Source organism: Vibrio sp. LB10LO1 (genome assembly GCF_010092875.1).
GTDB classification, from domain to species: domain Bacteria; phylum Pseudomonadota; class Gammaproteobacteria; order Enterobacterales; family Vibrionaceae; genus Vibrio; species Vibrio campbellii.
The window spans coordinates 1-1,431 of sequence record NZ_JAADJW010000084.1; the positions used below are offsets into that span (position 1 = coordinate 1).

Genomic DNA, 1,431 nt, shown 5'->3' on the forward strand with positions numbered 1-1,431 from the left:
TAACTCCTATCACTTAACGTGTTTGGAGCGAACTGGATAGCGAGTCTTACTCATACGAACGGTCCTTGATTTGGGCCGTTTTTTTCGCTCTGGCAGAATGTAGCGCTTCACCCGCTCTCGCATCGCCCTCAACTTTTTAGGGATCGAGCCAGGCGACGCTATCGCACACCACATCAGTTCATCTTGAATATCTCGAAGTGCCATCATAAAACTTATCCGAAGAGGCGATACTTTCGCCTCTTTGGCAATACGGCTTATCTCTACACGAACCAAGTTATAAGCGATTAAGATTCCCCAGACCTCTTGCTCTATCCCCTCTACTGACTGGCTTCGAAGAAGAAGTTCATCTTCCAGCATGTCGTGTTTTATCTCCCCATAACTATTCTCAACTTCCCAACGCTCGAAGTAGACATCCAACAGGGATTGAAGGTCATATTGACTATCGGTTAGCGAAGTTAGTACACCTTTTATATGATTCGGTTGTTCTGGTTCAGGGTACAGTGCTAATCTCGCTTGCCATTTCTCCGGGAGACTTGGATCTTGCTTACGTGCATGTTGTGATACATCCATTTCGACAATCAAATCTCGTCCTTCCTTGTCTAGCTGCCTAATGACCTCATATTGTGTATTGGATTTTATTGGGGTCATCCAGTGGCTAGAGTCGTGTTGACGCTGCCAGTTAATCATTAGCTCGGCACTTAAATAACATCTGTCAAAGATCGTGAGGGAGTGAGGCATCGTTGATGATATTAACTGTTTTGCGTAACTCACCTCTCCTGTTGAACTAGGACCAAAAGCGACATCATGGAGTAATCGACTACGAAGAGAGCAAAGTGCGCATAGCCGAACAACAGGGTATTCAGTGTGACGATTTTTACTGTGCTTAACGTACTGATAGTGATTAGCAAGCGCTTCGTTATCATGAGTTCTAAATTGAGTCCCATCGACTGAAAACAGCCTTAGACCAAACCATTTATCCTCGCTATCTTCGGACTTAGTCCAGTGCTGAGCCGTCATAGCGAATAGTGTTTTTAATGGCTCTGCCGTGAGACGTTTTCTGGCTTGAGGGATAGCACTTGGGGCAATGGATTCACCTAAAGAGTTAGATAGTTTTAGGTCTAATTTCTCCAAAACATCAGTAATAGGTCTGTCGCGATACAAGCCAATACCGACTAGCAGCCAAACGACCAACTCAGCAGGTAGCTTTCGCCTTCTCATACTGGCTTTATTCGTTTCATCAAGAGCTTGATTTATCCATTCCAGTGGGAGCTCTTTTTGAAAAAGCGCAAGTGAATCAGGAGAAGCGAAGTCATCAACATCAATAAGCCAGTGAGCCAACATAAAAATACCCTCAAACATGAAATGCTTGAGGGTATTTTCAACCAACCAAAGGATCGTTCAACTGATCATTTGCTTAACTGATCGGAGTTA

General features: G+C 44.2%; 1 protein-coding gene. It reads right to left on the reverse strand.

Going from position 1 to position 1,431, the window contains the following annotated elements:
* Positions 1-9: 9 nt before the first annotated feature.
* Positions 10-1,341 (reverse strand): IS4 family transposase, encoded by a 1,332-nt coding sequence (locus GXP65_RS24900; RefSeq protein ID WP_038893009.1) that lies wholly within the window; start codon positions 1,339-1,341, stop codon positions 10-12.
* Between the last annotated feature and the right edge of the window lie 90 nt (positions 1,342-1,431).